18 protein-coding genes are annotated in these 22495 nt (G+C 52.2%); all 18 read left to right on the plus strand.

The genetic code is table 11. The features are described from left to right. Window positions 1–99: 99 nt before the first annotated feature. The 18 genes from D3P07_RS16480 (at window position 100) to D3P07_RS16565 (ending at window position 22410) form a co-directional block, all read left to right on the plus strand. Entirely contained in the window at window positions 100–864 is a 765-nt protein-coding gene (locus tag D3P07_RS16480) for an undecaprenyl pyrophosphate synthase (protein WP_119801349.1), read from the plus strand. Between the two features lie 27 nt (window positions 865–891). After that, window positions 892–1686, plus strand: coding sequence for a phosphatidate cytidylyltransferase (locus D3P07_RS16485; protein WP_119801631.1), 795 nt, complete (start codon window positions 892–894; stop codon window positions 1684–1686). A 16-nt stretch (window positions 1687–1702) separates the two neighbouring features. Continuing rightward, window positions 1703–2842, plus strand: a complete 1140-nt coding sequence (locus tag D3P07_RS16490) for a 1-deoxy-D-xylulose-5-phosphate reductoisomerase (RefSeq protein WP_119801350.1) — start codon at window positions 1703–1705, stop codon at window positions 2840–2842. An 88-nt stretch (window positions 2843–2930) separates the two neighbouring features. Then, window positions 2931–4205 carry an RIP metalloprotease RseP gene (rseP, locus tag D3P07_RS16495; RefSeq protein WP_119801351.1) on the plus strand — a complete coding sequence of 425 codons (1275 nt, stop codon included), beginning with the start codon at window positions 2931–2933 and terminating at the stop codon, window positions 4203–4205. A gap of 10 nt (window positions 4206–4215) precedes the next feature. After that, on the plus strand, window positions 4216–5664 hold the full coding sequence (gene proS, locus D3P07_RS16500) for a proline--tRNA ligase (protein WP_119801352.1): 1449 nt from the start codon (window positions 4216–4218) through the stop codon (window positions 5662–5664). Between the two features lie 44 nt (window positions 5665–5708). Beyond that, complete coding sequence (locus tag D3P07_RS16505) at window positions 5709–10025, plus strand: PolC-type DNA polymerase III (RefSeq protein ID WP_119801353.1); 4317 nt, start codon at window positions 5709–5711, stop codon at window positions 10023–10025. Window positions 10026–10216: 191 nt separating this feature from the next. Further along, window positions 10217–10678 carry a ribosome maturation factor RimP gene (rimP, locus tag D3P07_RS16510; protein WP_119801354.1) on the plus strand — a complete coding sequence of 154 codons (462 nt, stop codon included), beginning with the start codon at window positions 10217–10219 and terminating at the stop codon, window positions 10676–10678. 36 nt (window positions 10679–10714) lie between these two features. Beyond that, entirely contained in the window at window positions 10715–11812 is a 1098-nt protein-coding gene (gene nusA, locus D3P07_RS16515; protein WP_119801355.1) for a transcription termination factor NusA, read from the plus strand. 44 nt (window positions 11813–11856) lie between these two features. Next, window positions 11857–12174, plus strand: a complete 318-nt coding sequence (gene rnpM / locus D3P07_RS16520) for an RNase P modulator RnpM (protein ID WP_119801356.1) — start codon at window positions 11857–11859, stop codon at window positions 12172–12174. Beyond that, window positions 12161–12514, plus strand: coding sequence for a L7Ae/L30e/S12e/Gadd45 family ribosomal protein (locus D3P07_RS16525; protein ID WP_119801632.1), 354 nt, complete (start codon window positions 12161–12163; stop codon window positions 12512–12514). Before rnpM ends, D3P07_RS16525 begins: the two co-directional genes overlap by 14 nt. Continuing rightward, window positions 12483–15233: a translation initiation factor IF-2 gene (infB, locus tag D3P07_RS16530; RefSeq protein ID WP_119801357.1), complete on the plus strand. Its 2751-nt coding sequence runs from the start codon at window positions 12483–12485 to the stop codon at window positions 15231–15233. The genes D3P07_RS16525 and infB overlap by 32 nt, the downstream gene beginning before the upstream one ends. Window positions 15234–15240: 7 nt before the next feature. Beyond that, a complete protein-coding gene (gene rbfA / locus D3P07_RS16535) occupies window positions 15241–15597 on the plus strand; it encodes a 30S ribosome-binding factor RbfA (protein ID WP_119801358.1) in 357 nt (118 codons plus the stop codon). After that, window positions 15597–16583 carry a DHH family phosphoesterase gene (locus D3P07_RS16540; RefSeq protein WP_119801359.1) on the plus strand — a complete coding sequence of 329 codons (987 nt, stop codon included), beginning with the start codon at window positions 15597–15599 and terminating at the stop codon, window positions 16581–16583. Before rbfA ends, D3P07_RS16540 begins: the two co-directional genes overlap by 1 nt. 3 nt (window positions 16584–16586) lie before the next feature. After that, entirely contained in the window at window positions 16587–17519 is a 933-nt protein-coding gene (gene truB / locus D3P07_RS16545; RefSeq protein ID WP_119801360.1) for a tRNA pseudouridine(55) synthase TruB, read from the plus strand. Window positions 17520–17635: 116 nt separating this feature from the next. Then, window positions 17636–18583 carry a bifunctional riboflavin kinase/FAD synthetase gene (locus D3P07_RS16550; protein ID WP_119801361.1) on the plus strand — a complete coding sequence of 316 codons (948 nt, stop codon included), beginning with the start codon at window positions 17636–17638 and terminating at the stop codon, window positions 18581–18583. A 175-nt stretch (window positions 18584–18758) separates the two neighbouring features. After that, the gene (rpsO, locus tag D3P07_RS16555) at window positions 18759–19028 is read left to right on the plus strand and encodes a 30S ribosomal protein S15 (RefSeq protein ID WP_119801362.1); all 270 of its coding nucleotides are present in this window, start codon (window positions 18759–18761) and stop codon (window positions 19026–19028) included. Window positions 19029–19127: 99 nt separating this feature from the next. Further along, window positions 19128–21230 (plus strand): polyribonucleotide nucleotidyltransferase, encoded by a 2103-nt coding sequence (gene pnp, locus D3P07_RS16560; RefSeq protein WP_119801363.1) that lies wholly within the window; start codon window positions 19128–19130, stop codon window positions 21228–21230. A 175-nt stretch (window positions 21231–21405) separates the two neighbouring features. After that, entirely contained in the window at window positions 21406–22410 is a 1005-nt protein-coding gene (locus D3P07_RS16565; RefSeq protein ID WP_119801364.1) for a polysaccharide deacetylase family protein, read from the plus strand. The last annotated feature ends 85 nt before the right edge of the window (window positions 22411–22495 follow it).

A 22495-nucleotide genomic window follows, 5' to 3' on the forward strand; every position in this document is an offset into this window, starting at 1 on the left:
TTACGTTTTTATTGATCATACGAAGAGGGATGGGCGATAATCACCCATCCTCGAAGTACTCCGATAGACGATTGTTCTTATCGGTTGGGAGGAAGCTAGATGATCAAGCGACTTTGGGCAAGATTAAGCGAATCATTCGCGCCGAAGCCGGCTTCAATTGAGACAGGAAATGTGCCGAGGCACGTAGCCATTATTATGGATGGGAACGGAAGATGGGCCAAGAAACGCGGTTTGCCGCGTATGGCAGGCCATCATTCCGGGATGAAAACGGTCAAGCGCATTACGATTGCTGCGGACCGGCTTGGTATACAATATCTAACCATGTACGCCTTCTCCACGGAGAACTGGAAACGGCCTAAAGCTGAAGTTGATTTCCTGATGAAGCTGCCGCAGCAGTTTTTGGAGATCGAGCTGGACGAGCTGATCGCCAACAATGTGCAAGTACGCATGATGGGATCCAGGGATAACTTGCCTCAGCATACGATACACGCCCTGGAAGAAGCAGTCAGCAAGACAGCTGGCAATACGGGACTTGTCCTTAACTTCGCTCTAAATTACGGCAGCCGCATGGAAATGCTGGACGCTATTAAACATATCGCGCTGGATGTGAAGAACGGCAAGCTGGATGCGGAAGCGATCGACGAAGACGCCATGTCGAGCCGATTGCTTACAAACGACATCCCTGATCCGGATTTGCTTATTCGTACAAGCGGCGAGCTGCGACTAAGCAACTTCATGCTTTGGCAGCTGGCGTACAGTGAGTTTTGGTTTACGGATGTATATTGGCCTGAATTTACGGAAAAGCATTTCCACGAAGCCATTGAAACCTATCAACGGCGAGGTCGGAGGTATGGCGGATTATAGCATCAAACGACGGAGTGTGACTTGGCATTGAAACAACGATTGATTACAGGTGTCATTGCAGGCGCAGTGTTTGTCGCCCTGGCCGTATTGGGCGGAGCCTATTATACAGGATTGCTGGTGCTGCTTGCCATTATCGGATTTTATGAATATACCCGCATGAACGGTTTTTCTCCGTTTCACCCTTCCGCGTTGCTTGGCTTCGCCGGAGTGCTGTACTTCGTCCTTCCATGGGAGGCATGGGGTCTCAGCATGCCTTCGCCGCTCACGATTATGTGGATGCTGGCATTTCTTCTGCTTGCCGTAACAGTCGTAACCAAAAACAAAACGACCATAGACGGCGCTTCGCTTATGCTGCTTGGCGCCTTATATGTAGGTTATGGATTTGCTGCCATGATTGCGGTACGCGACATGGGCGAGCATGGCCTGTTCTGGTCGTTTCTTTCCTTTGGTTGCATATGGGCTTCGGATATCGGCGCTTATTTCACCGGCCGGGCAATAGGCAAGACGAAGCTGTGGCCTTCTATTAGCCCCAACAAGACCATTGAAGGCGCAGTTGGCGGCATCGTGCTGTCGTTAGTTGTTGCCGTTGTATTTGCCCTGCTGGGCCCGGATACAGTCGGTATCGGCAGAGCGCTGCTAATTGGCGTTGTTGCAGCCATCGCTGGTCAATTCGGCGATCTGATCCAATCGGCGTACAAGCGCGTTAGGAACATAAAAGACACAGGCAATTTGCTTCCTGGCCACGGAGGCGTGCTCGACCGCTGTGACAGCTGGTTGATCGTATTTCCGCTATTATTGCTAACGGAGCTTATCCCTGTTTAAGTTGGAGGTACTTTAGTTGAAGAAGATAGCGCTATTAGGCTCCACGGGGTCCATCGGCACTCAGACGCTGGATATTGTGAGGCATCAACCGGACCGCTTCCGTGTCACGGCCTTGTCGGCAGGAAACAATGTGGAGCTCGTCATCGAGCAAGCGAAAGAATTCAGACCCGCATTAGTAAGTCTCGCTACAAAGGAGCTGGCGGAGCAGGCCCGGCCATACATGCCGGGTGGAACGCGTGTCACCTACGGTGAAGAAGGACTGATCGAGGTTGCCGCTGGGACTGACGCGGATACGGTCGTGACGGCCATTATCGGCAGCAGAGGGCTGCCTGCTGCGCTTGCCGCCATTCATGCCGGCAAAACCATTGGTCTGGCGAACAAAGAAACGCTGGTTACGGCAGGGCATATTGTTATGCAGCGAGCCAAGGAGCGAGGCGTGTCGATTCTGCCGATCGACTCTGAGCACTCTGCTATCTATCAGTGTCTGAATGGTGAGCGACGGAATGACGTGCTCGGCATTACGTTGACAGCTTCCGGCGGCTCGTTCCGCGACCGTACGCGGGAACAACTGGCTGGCGTCACGGTAGAGGATGCGCTCAAGCATCCGAATTGGTCGATGGGTGCCAAGATAACGATCGACTCCGCTACAATGGTGAACAAAGGTCTTGAAGTCATTGAAGCCAAATGGCTGTTCGGTCTTGATTACGATCAGGTTAATGTTCTTATCCATCCAGAGAGTATTATTCATTCTTTTGTTGAATTCAATGACCACAGCATCATAGCTCAACTCGGCATGCCGGATATGCGCGTGCCGATTCAGTATGCGCTGACCTATCCGGAGCGGCTTCCTACGCCTACCGAACGACTTAGTCTCGCAGAGATCGGCAAGCTTAACTTCAGAGCTATGGATTATGAGCGCTTCCCTTGCCTTAGACTCGCTTTTGATTGCGGACGTCTGGGACAGTCTGCGCCGACGGTGTATAACGCGGCGAATGAAGTGGCGGTAGCCCGATTCCTGAATAAAGAAATTACCTTCCTCGATATCGAGCGGGTGCTGGAAACCGTAGTAGAGCGGCATAACGTATGCGATGTCCATGATTTACAGACAATTGCGGAAGTGGACGAGTGGGCTCGCGGTCTAGCCGCGACGGTCTGACCCTGCCGAAAAAGTGGTTCTCTTGTATCGGGCGGGAGAATAATGATAATCTATGTACAGGCCGTAACGAACAGGAGGCAACACGTCTATGGGGATGATTCAGGTCGTCTTATCGACCGTGCTCGTATTTTTCGTCATTGTGACGATACATGAATGGGGACATTACTATTTTGCCAAGCGGGCGGGTATTCTCGTCAGGGAATTTGCAATCGGCTTTGGGCCGAAGCTCTTCTCCGTCAAACGCGGCGAAACCAGATATACACTGCGGCTCATACCGGCAGGCGGCTTTGTCAGGATGGCGGGAGAAGATCCCGAGATTGTGGAAGTCCAGCCAGGGCAGACGGTAGCCGTTCGGATTAAGGATAATCAAGTCACTCGCATCTTCCTGGATCGGCTTGATGAGCGGACGGGAACCGTTCGCGGCGAGGTGGAGGATGTGGATCTGGAGCGCAGGCTTTCGATTTCCCTGCTGGTTGAGGGAGAGCCGGAGAGATACGATGTTCATCCGCAAGCGCTGGTCATTGCCAAAGGCAGAGACACACAGATCGCGCCGATTGACAGGCATTTCGGCAGCAAGCCGGTCGGCAAAAAAGCGATGGCGATATTTGCCGGCCCGATGATGAATTTTATTCTGGCATTCGTGCTCTATGCCGTGTATGCTCAAATGGTGGGTGTGCCGGTGGAGAATCCGGATAAGCTGATCATTAGCTCGATCGAAGAGAAAATGCCCGCAGCCGGAGTAGATCTGAAAAAAGGCGATGTGGTGGAGTCCGTGAACGGGGTTAAAATCGGGGCGGATTTGGAACAAATGATCGATATTATCGGCAAATCGCCTGGCAAACCGGTCGAAATGATCGTGAACAGGGATGGCCAAGTACATACGATCAAGGTCACGCCAATGTTGAATGAGCTTGGCGTAGGCAAGGTCGGCATCAGTGCGTCACCGCCGATGAGATCGGCGACGTTCACCGAGACGATCTCCAGGGCAGCAACACTCATGAAGGTATCGACAGAGTTTATATTTGAGAGCTTCAAGATGCTGATTACCGGTCAATTCAAGCTGGAGGATCTGGGCGGTCCGGTTCGAACAGCTGATATGACGGCCGAGATAGCGCGCAAAGGAATTGTTCAGCTTACATCTTGGACGGCTTTGCTCAGCTTGTACCTTGGCATCTTCAACTTGCTGCCTGTTCCGGCGCTAGATGGAAGCAGACTGATCTTCCTTGGCCTGGAGGCTGTAAGAAGAAAGCCGATTGATCCGAACAAAGAGAGCATGGTGCATTTCGTCGGCTTTGCGATGCTGATGCTGCTAATGCTTGTTGTCACCTATAATGATATTTTACGATTAGTTCGAGGGGAGTAGTCTGTCGCTCATGTCAAAGGATAAAGGATTTGTAACGGAAATTACGCCGCAAAGCGAAGATTTCTCAAGATGGTATATCGATGTAATTAAAAAAGCGGAGCTTATGGATTATTCGCCGGTACGCGGCTGTATCGTCTTCCGTCCCGAAGGCTACGAGCTGTGGGAGAACATTCAGCGCGATCTGGACCGCCGTTTCAAGGAAACAGGACATCGCAACGCCTATTTCCCTCTATTCATTCCCGAGAGCTTCTTCCAGAAGGAGAAGGAGCATGTCGAGGGCTTTAATCCGGAGCTTCCGTGGGTAACGGAAGCTGCGGGCGAGAAGCTGGAGGAGCGTCTGGCGATTCGCCCGACCTCCGAGACGATGATTGGCCACATGTATGCGAAATGGATTCAATCCTATCGCGATCTGCCCGTGCTCATCAACCAATGGGCGAATGTAGTCCGCTGGGAGAAGCGTACGCTGCCGTTCCTTCGCACAAGCGAATTCCTGTGGCAGGAAGGCCATACCGCTCATGAGACAGAGGAAGAAGCGCGCCAGGAAACGATGCAGATGCTTGAGGTGTATACAAGCTTCGTTGAGGATTTCCTTGCTATTCCAGTCATCAAGGGCGAGAAGACGCCTTCGGAGCGGTTCGCCGGGGCTGTAGACACCTATTCAATCGAAGCGATGATGAAAGACGGAAAAGCCGTACAAGCCGGAACTTCGCATTATCTAGGCAATAAATTTGCTATCGCATTCGATATCAAATATTTGGACCGCGAGAATACGCTTCAATTTGCTCATACCACATCGTGGGGCGTAAGCACGCGCTTAATCGGCGCGTTGATAATGGTTCATGGCGACGACCGCGGCTTGGCTCTGCCTCCGAAGGTAGCGCCAACTCAGGTTATTATGATTCCGATCGGACCAGCCAAGACACGTGAGCAGGTTGTAGGACGCGTAGACGAGCTGTTTGCAGAGCTGAAAAAAGCCGGCGTGCGCGTACGTGTGGACGACCGCTCCGATGTAAGCCCTGGCTGGAAGTTCAACGAATACGAGATGCGCGGCGTACCGATCAGACTGGAGCTTGGACCTCGCGATATGGAGAATGGCGTAGTTGTACTCGTATCCCGCATCACGGGCGAGAAGCGAATCGTGAAGCAGGACAACCTGGTAGCGGAAGTGGAAGCCATGCTGGAGGAGACCCATCAGGAGATGTTCAACCGGGCCAAGGCATTCCGCGAAGAGAATTCGCGTACAGTCGATACGCTGGATGAGATGAAGGCGTTCCTGGAAGAGCAGCGCGGCTTCGTCGAAGCCGGATGGTGCGGTTCTGCAGCATGCGAGAAGCAAGTGAAGGAAGAGACTGGCGCGACGAGCCGCAATATTCCGTTCGAGCCTTCCGTTCACAAGACATCGTGCCTCGTATGTGGTGACGAAGCGAAGCATACGGTCGTCTTTGCCCGCGCTTATTAAGAACTGAATAGGGTTTCGGTTCGGATCGACAGGAGCTGAATGTGATGAGCCTAACCGGTAACAAGCGACAGCGCTTTGAGCTGCTATTGCAGCAAGCGGGGCTGCCGCAAGAACTTATTCATACGTTTTTTCAAGATGGTTATATAGATCAGGTTGTTGTCAGCAACAGCAACCGCGAATGGACGTTTTGCATCCGCAAGACGTCCATGGTTCCTTTACAAGCCTATAATGGATTATGCCAGGCGGTAAGGATGAAATTCGAGCATATTGCAGCGGTAACCTTTGTGTTCCAATATGATTCTGTTGTGGAGACGGAGAATATCGTCATGCAATATTGGCCGCTCTTCACCGAGTGGGCTCAGCGTGAGATTGCATCCGTGAACGGCTGGCTGCAGAGGGCGTCCATTGAAGCCCAGGGGAGCGTCATTACGCTTTCGCTGCTCGACTCGACGGGACTGGAACTAGCGAGAAAGAAGAAGGTGGACGATGCGGTCGCTGCCTTCTACAAAACCTACTTTGATCGCGATTGCCAAGTCAAGCTGGTCGCAGGCGAGCCGAGACAAGAGGTGTATGAAGAGTTCCAGCAAAAAATCGTGCAGGAAGAGCGCGATGCCGTTCAGCAATTGATGGCTGATGCGTTGGTGGAGTCGGCGGCGGGCGAGGATAATGGCGAAGAGGTTGTCCGCCTTGCGGTCGGCTACGATATTCGCGAAGAAGCTGTGCCGCTCATGAACATTCAAGATGAAGAGAAAAAGATTACGGTGCAAGGCGCGGTCTTCGGACTCGATATGAAGGAGCTTCGCAACGGGAGCACTTTGTTCACCTTCAATGTGACCGACTTCTCCGATTCTATCGCGATGAAGATGTTCGCCAAAACGAAGGATGATGTGAAAGTTCTCTCCCAGCTTGCGAATGGCAAATGGATCAAGGCGAGGGGCAGAATCGAATACGACCGCTTTATGCAGGAGCCTGAGCTTGTTATGATGCCAAATGATCTTCATGAGATCAAGTCTCCTCCGGAGCGGATGGACAAGGCTGAAGAAAAGCGCGTCGAGTTCCATCTTCATACGACGATGAGCACGATGGATGCCGTAACGCCGATCGGCGAATATGTGAAGATGGCGGCGAAGTGGGGGCATAAGGCGATTGCCGTAACGGATCACAGCAATATCCAATGCTACCCGGATGCCGTAAAGGCCGCCAAAAAGCATGAGATGAAGGTGCTGTTCGGACTGGAAGCGAACGTCGTCAACGATGCTGTGCCGATGGTCTTGAACTCGCGTCCAGCCCCTTTGGCAACATCCACGTACATCGTATTCGATATTGAGACGACGGGCCTGTCTGTCGTGAACAACAAAATTATCGAGCTCGCGGGCGTGAGGATGCAGGACGGCAAGGAAATCGACCGTTTCTCCACCTTCATTAACCCGCATGAGAAGATTCCTTATCATATTCAGCAGTTGACGAATATTAATGACGATATGGTCAAGGACGCGCCGGAGCTTGAGCCGAAGCTGCGCGAGTTTATTTCGTTTATCGGGGACGACATTCTGGTCGCGCACAACGCCAGATTCGATATCGGCTTCATCCAGGCCAATTGCAAATCACTAGGCTTGCCGGAGGTCACGAATCCCGTACTGGATACGCTGGAGCTGGCCAGGTTCCTCTATCCAACCATGAAGAATCATCGTCTGAATACGCTGTCTGACAAATACAAGATCAGTCTTGAGAATCATCACCGCGCTGTTGACGATTCCGTAGCGCTCGGCGGTGTGTTGTTTGGACTGATTGGAGACGCAGCGGAGCGCAACATCAAAGATTTGCATCAGCTGAACGATTACGTCGGGCTGGATTTGTCCAACGCTCGGCCGTTCCATTGCAATATCTACGCGCTTAACGCAGTAGGCAAAAAGAACTTATTCAAACTAATCTCATTATCTCATACCGAACATTTCAAACGGGTTGCCACTATTCCGAGAACCAAGCTAGTGGCGCTGCGGGAAGGGCTGCTTGTTATATCCGGTTGCGAGAAGGGCGAGTTTTTCGAATCGGTGCTTAATAAGTCGCAGGAGGAAGCAAAGGAAGTTGCAGAATTCTACGATGTGCTTGAGATTCAGCCGATCGACTTCTACATGCATCTGGTTGAGAAAGGGCTGGTAGGCAGCCGCGCTGAGATCGAAGGTGCGATGCGCCGAATCTGCGAGATTGCGGACGAGCTTGGAAAGCCGGTCATTGCGACGGGCAATGTGCATTATTTGAATCCTAGAGATAAGATGTACCGGGATATTACGATTCATGGCATTACCGGCTTCAGTCCGCTTAAAGGACAGCGCAAGCCGGATGCCCACTTCCGTACGACGGAGGAGATGCTGAAGGAATTCTCCTTCTTGGGCGAAGCCAGAGCGAAACAGGTTGTCGTGACGAATACATCGGAGCTTGCCGATCGCTTCGAGACGTACGACATGTTTCCGAAGGAGCTGTTCACACCGAATATCGATGGCGCGGATGAAGAGATTCGCAATACTTGCTACGAGACCGCGAAGTCCATGTATGGCGACGAGCTCCCGCAGGTCGTGATCGACCGGCTGGAGAAGGAGCTTGTCCCGATTATTAAGTACAAGTTCTCCGCCAACTATCTGATATCCGAAAAACTGGTGAAGAAGTCCAACCGTGACGGATATTTGGTCGGCTCCCGGGGTTCCGTAGGCTCTTCGGTCGTAGCGACGTTTCTTGGTATCTCCGAGGTTAATCCGCTGCCGGCGCATTACTTGTGCCTGAATTCGGAATGCAAGCACAGCGAGTGGTTCCTCGACGGCAGCGTGCCAAGCGGCTTCGACTTGCCGGTCAAGGCTTGTCCGCATTGCGGCAAGCCGATGAAAGGTGAAGGTCAGGATATCCCGTTCGAGACATTCCTTGGCTTCAAGGGAGACAAGGTTCCCGATATCGACTTGAACTTCTCCGGGGAATATCAGCCGATTGCGCATAATTATACTAAAGTGCTGTTCGGGGAAAAAAGCGTGTTCCGTGCGGGAACGATCGGTACGGTCGCGGAGAAGACGGCTTATGGATTTGCCAAGAAATACGAAGAAGAGCATCAAAAGAAGTGGCGCGGAGCGGAGCTTGCGAGACTGGCAAGCGGCTGTACCGGGGTCAAGCGGAGCACGGGACAGCATCCTGGCGGCATCGTCGTTGTTCCCGATTATATCGAGGTCGAGGATGTAACGCCGGTGCAATTCCCGGCTGACGATACGAGCGCGGAGTGGAAAACGACGCACTTCGATTATCACGCGTTTGACGAAAACTTGCTTAAGCTTGATATACTGGGACACGATGATCCGACGATGATGAGAATGCTGCAGGACTTGACCGGTGTCGATCCGACGACGATTCCGATGAATGATCCTAAGGTGATGAGCATGTTCAACTCGACCGAAGCGCTTGGCGTCTCGCCGGAGCAGATCAGGTCCTCTGTCGCTACCTATGGCGTGCCGGAGATGGGAACGAAGTTTGTAAGACAGATGCTCCAGGAGACGCAGCCGTCGTCCTTTGCGGATTTGCTGCAAATTTCCGGATTGTCCCATGGAACGGGTGTATGGCTGGGCAATGCGCAAGAGCTGATCAAAAACGGCACCTGCAACATCAAAACCGTTATCGGTTGCCGCGACGATATTATGCTCTACTTGATCTACAAGGCAGGAATGGATGCGGGACTGGCGTTCAAAATTACGGAGAGCGTGCGTAAGGGCAAGGGCCTTACGCAGGAGTGGATCGATGAGATGAAGCGCTGCAAGGTGCCGCAGTGGTATATCGATTCCTGCCTTCGCATTGAATACATGTTCCCGAAGGCGCACGCGGCTGCTTATGTTATATCAGCGGTGCGGACGGCCTTCTTCAAGCTTTATTATCCGATTCAATATTATGCGACATACTTTACGGTTCGCGCTGACGATTTTGATCTGGAACTTCTGTGCCAGGGATATGACGCCATTCTCCGCAAGCTGATCGAGATTGAGGCGAAGGGCTTCAATGCGGCGCCGAAGGAGAAGAATATGGTATCGCAGCTGGAGATGTCGCTGGAAATGACCGCAAGGGGCTTTTCGTTCAAGCCGATCGATCTGTACCGTTCGGACGCCATTAAGTTCCAAGTGGACGGTGAATCGCTAATCCCGCCATTTGCGGCGATTGCGGGGATCGGCGATAATGCGGCTCGCAATATTGCGGCAGCGCGCAACGATGGCGAGTTCCTTTCCATTGAAGATTTCCAGATGAAATCGAAGGCAACGAAGACGATTATCGAGGTGCTCAGTGGAATGGGCTGCTTCAGAGGTTTGCCGGAGTCTAACCAGCTATCCCTGTTCTAATTGCGATTTCATGCGATTGTTATCAAACGGGATGACTAGAAATCATTTCTTGTCACGATTATGCGGTTATGATATAATTTTTGTGGCAATGATGAGGATAGATTCTTGATGCAGAAGAGTGGGGAAACCCACTCTTTACGTTTTGTATTCGGCAAAATCACATTGCAACCTATACAGGAGGTTAACCCAATTTGAGCACATCCACTATCAAATCCGCCATTGAGACTATGGTTCTCCCGTATCTCAATGACAATGGCTTTGAACTGGTCGACATTGAATATATCAAGGAAGGCAGCAATTGGTTTTTGCGCATTTTCGTAGACAAGGAAGGCGGAATTGACATCGACGAATGCAGACGTATCAGCGAATACGTCAGCGAGCAGCTTGACAGTAACGATCCTATCTCCGGAGCCTATTTCCTTGAAGTATCCTCACCAGGAGCGGAAAGACCGCTGAAGAAGCCCGAAGATGTGCGCAAGGCGATCGGAAAGTATGTCTACGTCACCACTTACGAGCCATTAGACGGTTCCAAGGAGTTCGAAGGCACGCTCCTGTCGTTCGACGGTGAAACTGCCGTCGTTCGTGTTGGCAAAAAAGAGCATAACATTCCTTACGGCAAAGTCGCCAGCGCCCGCTTGGCCATCCAATTTTAAATTTGCTTCTATTATGAAAGGGGGAACTTCGTTCCAATGAGTATGGATTTTATTGAAGCGTTGCAGGAGATTGAGAGAGATAAAGGTATCGCCAAGGATGTGCTGCTTGAAGCGATCGAAGCCGCTCTGATATCCAGCTACAAACGCAATTTCAACACGGCGCAAAACGTAAGAGTCGATATTAACCGGCATACTGGCGTCATCAAGGTATACGCGCGCAAAACCGTTGTTGACGAGGTGCTTGACCCTCGGTTGGAAATTACGGTGGAAGCATCCCGGGAGATCAACCCGCATTACCAGATGGACGATGTCGCGGAGATTGAAGTAACGCCTCGCGATTTCGGGCGCATCGCCGCACAGACAGCGAAGCAAGTTGTGACGCAGCGCATTCGCGAAGCGGAGCGCGGATTGATCTACAATGCTTTTATCGACAAAGAAGAGGATATCGTAAATGGCATCGTGCAGCGTCAGGATGTGCGCAACCTGTTCGTCGATCTGGGCAAAGTGGAGGCTGTGCTGCCGCTGACCGAGCTTATGCCGACGGACAAGTTCAAGCATGGCGACCGCGTGAAATCGTTTATTACGAAGGTAGAGAATACGACTAAAGGTCCTCAAATCATTTTATCCCGCACGCATCCAGGACTTCTTAAACGGTTGTTCGAGCTTGAAGTGCCCGAAATCTATGACGGCGTCGTTGAAATCCGTTCCGTTGCGCGCGAAGCAGGATTCCGTTCCAAAATCGCGGTTCATTCCCGCAATGACGAAGTCGATCCGGTCGGCTCCTGCGTTGGCCAAAAAGGCATGCGCGTACAGACCATTGTAGGCGAGCTAAAGGGCGAGAAGATCGATATCGTGCGCTGGTCGGAAAATGTGGAGGAATATGTTGCTAACGCTCTGAGCCCTTCCAAGGTGCTTGAAGTTATCGTATTCGAGCAAGAGAAGATGGCGAGAGTCATTGTGCCGGACTACCAGCTGTCGCTGGCGATCGGCATCAAAGGCCAGAATGCAAGACTTGCAGCCAAGCTTACAGGATGGAAGATTGATATTAAGAGCGAGACGCAGGCGGAGCAGGAGTATGGACGTCCGAAATCGGCTACTGGAACGATGCATCAGGATTCTGTTTCCATCGATTAATTCGTCCCGTTTGCGGCCATTACGCTGACAAAGGAGGGTGTACGGTGAAACCGAGGAAAGTACCGCTTCGCAAGTGCGTCGCTTGCCAGAATATGATGCCGAAGAAGGAGCTCATTCGGGTCGTGCGCACACCGGATGGAGAGGTCGGCATCGATTTGACTGGCAAAAAAGCCGGCCGCGGAGCCTATTTGTGCGGGAAAGTCGCTTGCTTCAAACTTGCGAAGAAATCGAAAGCGCTGGACCGGGCATTGAAGCAGCCTGTAGGCGAGCATATATACGATCAGCTGGAACAAGATTTTATTGCGGTGGAAGAGCAATTCATCGCAACAAAGGAGCAGACGCCGGATGATGAAGACGAATAAGGCGCTGTCGCAGCTCGGAATGGCGATGAGAGCGGGAAAGCTCATCACTGGTGATGAAATTGTGCTCAAAGCTGTAAGAGCAGGCAAAGCCCATCTCGTCATTCTCGCAGGAGACGCGTCCGACAACACGAAGAAAAAATTTCGAGATAAATGCGGCACCTACGGAATACAACTCGCCGAGGCATTCGATCGAGAGCAGCTGGGAAGGGCGATAGGCAAATCTGAACGCGTCGTGCTGGCGGTTACCGATATGCAATTCGGAAAAATGATTGGAAGTCATCTGAGCCAAAATACGGAGGTGGATCCTATTGAGCAACAAACAGGACAGCAAGGACAATAAAGACAAGCTGCGCGTGTACGAATACGCAAAGTCGCTTAATATGAGCAGTAAAGAAATTATTACGATCCTAAAACGCTTGAATTTGCCCGTGAACAACCACATGAGTGTCATGGAGAATGAAATGGTGCATAAAGTGGAAGGATTCTTCCGGGATATTAAAGCGAACGCTGCGGCTAAGCGCGCCCAGGAATCGAGCGGCGCAGCCGTATCCGCGGCTCCAGTGCCTGCCAATCGCGGGCAATCTTCTCAAGGCGGGCAACAGACCGCGAATACAACATCACAAGACAGACAGGGGACAATGAACTCTATTAATACGAAAACACAACCTTCAGAGCAGCAACGTGAACAAAGACCACAGCAAAACAGTCAAGGCAGTCGTCCTGCCGGCCAAGGCCAACAAGGCCAAGGCGGCAACCGTCCAGCAGGTCAAGGCCAGCAAGGCGGCAATCGTCCGTCCGGCGGACAAGGCGGCTATCAAGGCAATCGTCCGTCCGGTCAAGGCCAGGGCGGCGGCAACCGTCCATCCGGCGGTCAAGGCTATCAAGGCAATCGTCCATCCGGTCAAGGCCAAGGCGGCAACCGTCCAGCTGGTCAAGGGCAAGGTCAAGGCGGCAATCGTCCGTCTGGCGGCCAAGGCGGCTATCAAGGCAACCGTCCATCCGGTCAGGGCCAAGGCGGAGGCGGCAATCGCTCCTTCGGTCAAGGCGGCTCCGGAGCGCCATCTGGCAATCGTCCGGCGCAAGCTCCGCAAGGACAAAGCCGCAGCTTTGATTCTAATGCAGGCAGATCGCAGCCCCGCACCGGCAGCGATGATCGTGGCGGCAACAAGAACAACCGCAATGGCGGCAATCAGAAGCGCTTCGAGGACGGTCGTCCGGGCTACGGCGGCAACCGCGGCAACAACCGCGGAGGCAAAGGCCGGAACAACAGAGGCCCGCAACAGCCTCCACGTGAGAAAATCGACAATACGCCGAAGAAAATTATTGTCCGCGGCACGCTGACTGTCGGCGATCTGGCGAAGCTGCTGCATAAGGACGCTTCCGAAGTCATCAAAAAGCTTCTGTTCCTTGGCGTAATGGCGACGATCAACCAAGAAATCGATATGGATGCGATTCTTCTGATCGCTGGCGAATACGGCGTAGAAGTTGAAGTGAAGATTCCGGTTGAGGAAGACGACTTCGAGAATGTGGAAGAGAACGATGATGAAGAGGTATTGATTGGCCGTCCACCGGTTGTGACCATCATGGGCCACGTCGACCACGGTAAAACAACACTCCTGGATTCGATTCGCAAAACGAACGTGACAGGGGCAGAAGCCGGCGGCATTACCCAGCATATCGGCGCATACCAAGTCGAAATCAACGGCAAAAAGATTACGTTCCTGGATACGCCAGGCCATGAAGCGTTCACGCTCATGCGCGCACGCGGCGCACAGGTGACTGATATTACCATTATTGTCGTAGCTGCGGATGACGGCATCATGCCGCAAACCGTAGAAGCGATTAACCATGCCAAAGCGGCTGGCGTACCGATTATTGTTGCAGTGAACAAGATCGATAAGCCGGAAGCGAACGCGGATAAAATCAAGCAAGAAATGACGGAATATGAACTTGTGCCTGAAGAGTGGGGCGGCGATACAATCTTTGTTGAAGTGTCCGCTAAGCAGCGCATTAATCTGGAAGGCTTGCTTGAGATGATCCTGCTCGTTGCAGAAGTGAACGAGTTCAAGGCGAATCCGAACAAGCGCGCCAGAGCGACGGTTATCGAAGCTGAGCTGGATAAAGGCAAAGGCCCTGTCGCACGTATTCTCGTGCAGCACGGCACGCTCAAGATCGGTGACGCATTCGTAGCGGGCAACTGCTTCGGCCGTGTCAGAGCGATGGTGAACGATCGTGGACGCAGACTGAAGGAAGCAGGCCCGTCGACTCCGATCGAGATTACTGGCTTGACAGAAGTGCCGCAAGCGGGCGATCCGTTTATGGTGTTCGAAGACGAGCGCAAAGCACGTGCAATCGCAGAGCGCCGTGCGATCAAGCATCGCCAATCCGAAATGGGCGCCAATACGCGCGTTACGCTGGATGATCTGTATACGCATATTAAAGACGGAGAGATCAAGGATCTTAACGTCATTATCAAAGCAGATGTTCAAGGCTCCGCTGAGGCGCTCAAAGGCTCCCTGGCGAAGATCGATATCGAAGGCGTACGCGTTAAAATCATTCATAATGGCGTAGGCGCCATTACGGAATCGGATATCATCCTGGCATCCGCTTCGAACGCGATTGTCATCGGTTTCAACGTCCGTCCTGATCCGCAAGCGGAAGCTACAATCGCTCAAGAGAAAGTTGACGTGCGCATGCACCGCGTCATCTACAACGTAATTGACGAGATCGAGCAAGCCATGAAGGGCATGCTGGATCCGATCTACAAAGAAGTTGTAATCGGCCATGCCGAAGTGCGCAACGTATTCAAAGTAACGAAAGTCGGCGCGATTGCCGGTTCGATGATTGTGGACGGCAAGATCACGCGCGCTGCGGAAGCAAGAGTCATTCGCGACGGAATCGTCGTCTATACAGGCAAAATCGACTCCCTCAAACGGTTCAAGGATGATGCCAAAGAAGTGGCCCAAGGCTATGAGTGCGGTATAACGCTTGAACGCTTTAGCGATATTAAAGAGGGAGATATGATTGAAGCGTTTGTCATGGAAACGGTAGAGAGGTGAATTAAGCATGGCAAAAATACGCGTAGGACGGGTCAGCGAGCAGATTAAGAAAGAGCTGAGCCAAATTATCCAGATGGAGCTCAAGGATCCTCGTATCGGGTTCATTACGGTAACTGGTGTTGAGACAACCAGCGATTTGTCTCAAGCCCGCATCTATCTGAGCGTGCTCGGCAGTGACGAACAAAAGGAAGCAACGCTTAAAGCGTTGGCAAGTGCAACAGGCTATCTGCGTTCCGAGCTGGGCAAGCGCATGAAGCTGCGCCATACGCCGGAGCTGCTGTTCAAGTTCGACAGCAGCATCGAATATGGCAGCCGCATTGAATCGCTGCTTGACGATATTAATCGCGGGAACGAATCGAATTGATGAGCGGCAACCAAATGGTACAGCAGTTGGATGAAGCATTGGCCTTTATTAAGGCCAATGCTTCCTTCCTTGTCGTGTCGCATGTTCAGCCGGATGGAGACGCCATCAGCTCGACGCTGGTCGTCAGCTGGCTGCTTGAACGAATGGGCAAAAAGGCCGTCATGATCAATGAGAGCGAGCTGCCTGCCCGTTTGCAATATTTGCGCGGCTTTGACGATATCCGATCATTAAAGCATGAGCGGCCAGAAGTTTCCTTCGACGCGGTAATCGCGGTCGATTGCGCTGATTATCGCCGTATGGGGGAAGTAGTCTCCATGTTTCCGGAGAACTGCCGCCTGCTCAACATCGATCATCATCCGACGAATAACGGCTTTGGTACCGTTAATGTCATTCGTCCCGAAGCTGCGGCGACGGTTGAAATATTATATGATCTGATCATTCATGCGGGATTAACGCCGGATCTGGAATGCGCAAAGGCTATCTATACAGGCCTGCTAACTGATACGGGCGGATTCCGCTATTCCAATACAACCCCTCGCGTCATGGAGATTGCCGCCAGCTTGCTGGGTCTGGGCGTGTCCGGAAGCGAACTTGCTGATCATCTGCTGGAGAAAATGACGATTGCCAAGCTGAAGCTGCTTCAAACCGCGCTTGCGAGATTGACCTTCAGCGAAGATTTGAAGATCGGCTGGCTTTACATCGGCAAGGAAGATTTGGCTGAATGCGGCGCCGTTTCCGAGGATCTGGAAGGCATCGTGAATTATGCGCTTAACGTAGATGGCGTAGAAGTCGGCATCCTTTTCAAGGAGACGAGCGATGGTGCTGTCAAAGCCAGCATGCGTTCAGCAGGCAAGGCGGATGTGGCGGCGATTGCCCAATCCTTTGGCGGGGGCGGACATGTCCGCGCATCCGGCTGTAGATTGGAAGGGCCGCTTGAGGGCGCGATGAGCGGTTTGGTAGAAGCAGTTAGAAAGGCGTTGGTATAACCGATGGATGGCATTTTGGCCGTTTGGAAGCCGGAGGGCTGGACATCGCATGATGTTGTTGCCAAAGTCAGACGGCTGCTTAAGCTGAAACGAGTTGGACATACCGGCACGTTGGACCCCATGGTTACGGGTGTATTGCCCTTATGCCTGGGCCGGTCCACTAGGGTCGTTGAATATGTGCAGGAGAGGCCTAAAGCTTATGAAGCGGTGCTCAGACTGGGCATAGCTACCGATACGGAGGATCTGACGGGCGAGGTCATCGACCGACAGCCCGTCGGTACGCTTAGTGAAGCTCAGGTCGGGGAAGTGCTGCAGCGGTTTCTCGGGACGATCGATCAAGTGCCTCCCATGTTCTCGGCTGTCAAAGTAGACGGGAAGCGCCTCTATGAATTGGCGAGGGAAGGGAAGACGGTTGAGCGCAAGTCCAGGCAGGTCACCATTCATGCGATCTCCTTGCTGAAGGCAGAGCTGGAGGGCGATCAGCCTGAAATTACGTTTTCGGTTGTTTGCTCCAAAGGCACGTACATTCGCACGTTATGCGTCGATATTGGGAGAGCGCTAGGGCTACCTGCTACGATGGCGAAGCTGACTAGAACGATGTCAGGCGGTATAACGGCGGAGGGATGCCTTACGCTGGAGCAGATCGGTGAGCTTGCACAGGCCGGTGAGCTTGAGAAGCATCTCATTCCGGCGGACCGGGCGATCGCGCATATCCCGTATGCGACGGTATCACCGAGTTCCGCACAGCAAGCGCTGCGGGGCCAGAAGCTGCAGCTGTCGCAAGCGGCTCTGGCATCAGGTGAGTGGAAGCAGGATATGCTTGTCCGTTTGTACGAATCTTCCGCGAGCGGAGCATTTCTAGGCATATTCCAAGTCGATGTCGACACCTCGCAGGTGAGACCAGTCAAAGTATTTTCGGATTCCAGCCAACCCTAACATCACGACCATTGAGCCCGGGATTCACCGCAAAACGTTAGCTGGACTTCCGCGAAGGGCGATGGGTCATTCGCAGAAGCACCATTAAAGTTCATGTAGAAATGCAGGTGTCATCGATGGAGATTATTCCTTTATCATATCCTTTGAGCCAAGCGGGAGACGGGTTCATCGGCAAACAAATGGCAATTGCGATGGGCCATTTCGATGGTGTGCACCGCGGCCACCAGAATGTTGTAAGGCAAGCTGTAGCGCATGCCCGCAAGTCGGATATGCTGTCAGCCGTCCTGACCTTCTCCCCGCATCCCAAAGAAGTATTGGGTCACGGCGACCAGTATTACCGCTGCCTGACGCCGATACAGAGCAAGATGAGATTATTCGAAGAACTAGGCGTTGACGTTGTGTTCGTAATGAAGTTCGATCATACGTTAGCGGCTTTGACGCCGGGGCAGTTCGTAGCGGATGTGCTGATCCCGCTAGGCGTCAAGCATGCCGTCGTCGGCTTTGACTTTACGTTCGGCAATCGGGGCTCGGGCAATGCGGAGATGCTCCGCGAGCTGGGCGGGACCGATTTTACGATCGATATTGTGGAGCCGCTCTTCGAGAACGGCAAGAAAGTAAGCAGCACCTATACGAGAGAATCGCTGGAGAATGGTGACTTGACGATGGCCCATACGTTGCTGGGCCGCCCATACGAGGTTGTCGGCACGGTCGTCCATGGTGACGGAAGAGGGCGAACGATTGGCTTCCCGACTGCGAATCTGGAATTGTTGGCCCCATATGTCTCGCCAAGCCTCGGCGTATATGCCATTACGGCATGGGTGGACGGCAAGTCGTACGGCGGCGTGTTGAATCACGGTATGAAGCCGACCTTCAACAAGTCGGAGATTGTACCGGTGATGGAAGCGCATCTGTTCGACTTCGACCAGGATATCTATGGCATGGAGATGACCGTTCAGTTCCAGTACTTTATTAGACCGGAGCAGAAGTTTGGTTCCGTCTCCGAGCTGATTGCGCAGATTGCTGCGGATTCTGATCGGGCAAGATCGCTGCTCACCGAACTTTAAGCGTGCCTTCCTCGACAAATAGGGAGCAGTTATGCTATACTTGAGAACGTTGTGACTGGCATAGGGTTCATTCTATGGACGAGCAGCCAGCCGCATACTGAACCTTAGCTTGGTTGCCCGATCTCACCGTCGGCGGCGAGGCTAATGGCGATTACGAAGAAGGAGGTGAACAAGGATGGCAATCACTCAAGAACGCAAAAATGAACTGATTGAGACTCACAAAACTCACGCGAGCGACACGGGTTCTCCTGAAGTTCAAGTCGCTATCCTTACGGAAAACATCGTGAACTTGACTCAACACTTGCGCGAGCACAAGAAGGATCATCATTCCCGTCGCGGCTTGCTGAAGATGGTTGGTCAACGCCGTAAGTTGTTGGCTTACTTGAAGAACAAAGACGTAAGACGTTACAGCGCATTGATCGAAAAACTCGGTCTTCGCCGTTAAAACATGCGTGACGAAAAGCAACCTGATTCATCCCGGCCTCCAGTTCACTGGAACAGGGGTTCGGGTTGCTTTTTGTAATAGGAAAAAGGAGGGACTATGATGCTTCAACGTATTGAAATGACGCTTGGCGGCAGACCACTGGTTCTGGAGACAGGACGACTGGCCAAACAAGCCAATGCGGCAGTTACGGTTCGTTATGGAGAGACGGTTATCTTATGTACCGTTACCGCTTCTTCAGAACCAAAGGACTTGGATTTCTTCCCGCTGACCGTCAACTATGAGGAGCGACTGTATGCTGTCGGCAAAATCCCAGGCGGATTCATTAAGCGTGAAGGAAGACCGAGCGAAAAAGCGATTCTGTCCAGCCGTTTGACAGATCGTACGATTCGTCCGCTATTCCCGGATGGATTCCGCAATGACATACAAGTTGCGAATATCGTAATGAGCGTGGATCAAGACCACTCGCCAGAAATCGCGGCAATGATCGGCACTTCCGCTGCGCTTTCGATCTCCGATGTACCATTTAATGGCCCCATTGGCGGCGTTGTTGTGGGTCGCGTGAACGGACAATTCGTTATTAATCCAACGGTAGCTCAAGAGTTGGAGACAGATATTTATGTCGTTGTCGCAGGTACTAGAGAAGCGATTATGATGGTTGAAGCTGAAGCTAGTGAGGTTTCGGAAGCTGTCATACTGGAAGCGATCATGTTCGGACATAACGAGATTAAATCCATCGTCTCGAAGATTGAAGAACTGCAGGCACTGTCCGGCAAAGAGAAGATGGCTGTTAAGCTACATACGGTAAATGCTACTGTTAACAGTGATGTTCGCGCCTTTGCTTCCGCACGTCTTGTGGATGCGATCAAAATTGCGGAGAAGCACGCGCGTCAAGAAGCGATCGATGCGGTTAACGCCGATACTGTCGCTCATTTCGAAGCGCAATATGCGGATACGCCTGAGCTGTTGTCCGATGTGAAGGAAGTACTGTACGATATCGTCAAGGAAGAAGTACGCCGCTTGATCACGCATGATAAAGTGCGTCCAGACGGCCGCGGACTCGACGAAATCCGTCCAATTGAATGCGACGTTGCACTGCTGCCTCGTACACACGGCTCCGGCCTGTTCACACGCGGTCAGACGCAAGCGCTTAGCATTTGTACGCTCGGAGCAATGGGCGACGTGCAAATCCTCGACGGCATCTCGCCAGAGGAAACGAAGCGCTTCATGCATCATTACAACTTCCCGCCGTTCAGCGTAGGCGAGGCTCGTCCATTGCGTCCTCCAGGCCGCAGGGAAATCGGCCACGGCGCACTTGGCGAACGTGCATTGTCGAAGGTTATTCCGTCGGAAGCGGATTTCCCGTACACAATCCGTCTTGTGTCTGAGGTTCTGGAATCGAACGGTTCTACTTCCCAAGCCAGTATCTGTGCAAGCACGCTTGCAATGATGGATGCCGGTGTTCCGATTAAAGCTCCTGTAGCGGGTATCGCAATGGGTATGATCAAAGACGGAGACCACTTCTCGATCCTGTCTGATATTCAAGGCATGGAAGATCATCTCGGTGATATGGACTTTAAGGTTGCGGGTACTGCTGAAGGCGTAACAGCCATTCAGATGGACATCAAAATCGATGGCATCGACCGCAGCATTTTGGAGCAAGCGCTTGAGCAAGCACGTCAAGGACGGATGCACATTTTGGGCAAAATGCTTGAAGTGATGTCCGCGCCGCGCACGAATTTGTCCAAGTATGCGCCTAAAATCTTGACCCTTCGTATTAACCCGGACAAAATCCGTGACGTGATTGGCGCAGGCGGCAAAATCATCAACAAAATCATTGAAGAAACCGGCGTGAAAATCGATATCGAGCAAGACGGCATGGTATTCATTGCTTCTTCGAATGAAGAGATGAACCAAAAGGCCAAAGCGATTATCGAAGGAATCGTAAAGGAAGTCGTAATAGGCGAGATTTACCTCGGAACGGTGAAGCGCATCGAGAAATTCGGTGTATTCGTTGAGATTCTGCCTAACAAAGACGGACTTGTCCATATCTCGCAGCTGTCCACTGATCGCGTAGCGAAATGTGAGGATGTTGTGAAAATTGGCGATCAAATTACAGTGAAGGTTACGGAGATCGATCAGCAAGGCAGAATCAATCTGTCGCGCAAAGCGATTCTTACGGCAGAGGAGCCTGCTCAGTCTTAAGACGAGCGGGCAATTCCCCGGCAAAGCCTATAGCATAAGCCAAAGAGTCAGAGCCATCTGTCTCTTTTTTGTTTTTATGGAGACGAGCATAATCTTGTCCTCCTGCTCATACATTGGTTCATGAGCGCATAGGCAGCCTGTCTCTCGCGCGACTGATGGAAATGGAGTGGGGGATATGCAGCTGAAGAAAGCCGCCGCCATTGCGGCGTGTATGCTGATGATACTCGTTTTCGTAAAAATGAACGGGGATATTGCGTCCTTCTTCGCCACGGTCAAGGCGGGGGATGCCGTGCAGGCGATTGGTCAGCCCATCTATTCGGAGGAAGAGAAGCGCGAGCTCTATCAAGCGATCGTAGCGGAGGCTGAGACGAAGGCGGTTGCGCCCATCGATGCTCGTCTGGATCGGGTATGGTACGCGATTCCCGGCTACAATGGGCTCTCCATCGATATCGACAAGACCTATGAGGCTGCGCTAAAGGCGCCGCGCAATAGTCCGATTCCTTATCAATATAAGGAGATTGCGCCTAAGATCCAGCTTTCTCAGCTAGGCCCTCAGCCGATCTATCGGGGCAACCCGGACAAACCTATGATTTCTCTTATGATTAATGTGGCATGGGGGAATGAATATATCGATCCGATTCTTCAGACGCTTCAGGACAAAGGGGTTAAGGCGACGTTTTTCCTGGATGGAAGCTGGCTGAAAAAAAATGTGGATGTGGCCAAAAAGATTCAGGAGGCCGGTCATGAGCTATCCAATCATGCGTACTCCCATCCTGATATGAAAAATTTAAGCAGAACGGAGCAATACAATCAGATCGGTAAGACCGAACAACTGTTGAAGGATTTGCTCCAAGTTGACAATAAGTGGTTCGCGCCACCTTCAGGCTCGTACAACTCGGCAACGGTTCAGATCGCCAGAGATCAGGGGCTCGGCACCGTTCTATGGACAATTGATACGGTGGATTGGCGGAAGCCGCCGGCTGATGCAGTCATTCGGAAAATATCGTCGAAGCTGGAGCCGGGATCGCTTATTCTGATGCATCCGACGGCTACAACCCGCGATGCGCTTGCCGGCATGATCGACAGTGCATTTGCGAAAGGCTACTCCATCGGGACGGTCAGCGAGACGCTGTCATCCGATCGGGTGATGCCTCGTGTTGAGGGAGCTCACGTATTTTGATATAGTGGTATCATTCATGTTTGAAGCTTACGAAGTCGTTTTCTTTCTTCGTAAAACTTTTAAGCTTATGCTTACGAAGTAAGTT

Origin of the sequence: Paenibacillus sp. 1011MAR3C5 (assembly GCF_003591485.1) — a bacterium.
Lineage (GTDB): Bacteria > Bacillota > Bacilli > Paenibacillales > Paenibacillaceae > Pristimantibacillus.